This window comes from Campylobacter sp. TTU-622 (assembly GCF_016598965.1).
Taxonomy (GTDB): domain Bacteria; phylum Campylobacterota; class Campylobacteria; order Campylobacterales; family Campylobacteraceae; genus Campylobacter_D.
Genome location: NZ_JAENKR010000188.1, coordinates 1 through 813 on the forward strand (window position 1 = coordinate 1; position 813 = coordinate 813).

At 30.3% G+C, this 813-nt stretch carries 1 protein-coding gene; it reads right to left on the reverse strand.

Features of this window, described 5'->3' with window-relative positions; genetic code table 11:
• Window positions 1-813: Cj0814 family flagellar-dependent secreted protein (locus JG677_RS08375; RefSeq protein ID WP_442778897.1), on the reverse strand; the 813-nt coding region annotated here is incomplete at both ends.

The following is an 813-nucleotide window of genomic DNA, read 5'->3' on the forward strand; positions in this document are numbered from 1 at the left end:
AAACCCTAGTTTCACTCATTAGCTTATCTAATCTATCCATTATATTATTTACAAAAGAATTTATACTTTCATTACTTGCTTTCCAACCATTAGCTTTTGCTTGATTAAATTCTCTATCAAACCAAGCTCCACCATAACCTATGCTTGTATTTTGCCATTTAACTCCTTTATCCATTGCATATATATCTGCATCAAGCCATCCATCTTGTGCATAACCTTTTAATAAACTTGCAAAATCAACTTTGCCTGTCATAATGTCGTCTAAAGCTATTTTACTACCGCTAAAACTTTCCTTGGCCATAGCTCTATTATAAGCTTCTATTGTCGGATTAAGTGTGGTTTTTAAACTTTCAACAGGTTGTCCACCTTGAGATTTTAAAAAACTCATAAATAAAGCTTCTTTAGAATAGCTTCCATCTTCATTTTGTGGATAAACTGACATATCAGGATTAAACTGCCAATCTTCACCTTTAGAAACATTTTTAATTTCTTCTAAAGATAAACCAAAGCTATGACTGCTTATGCCTTCTATATAAACCCCTGATTGCACAAACAAGCTTTCAGCTTCTTTTACTTGTTCAAAAGTTTTATAAACATTTGAAATAGAAACTTTGGAAAAATCTCTTAAATGAGTAATATTCATTCTATTGTTTAAATCATTATAATCTGCAGCTTTTATTCCACTCACACTATATCCCTTAGGCATAGAATTAATATCTGCTTCAGTGAAACTTGTTTTATTGGCATCGTTAAAACTATGATTAACAATTTGATTAAATTGATTATAATATTGTTTTATGGTTTCAGCCATAT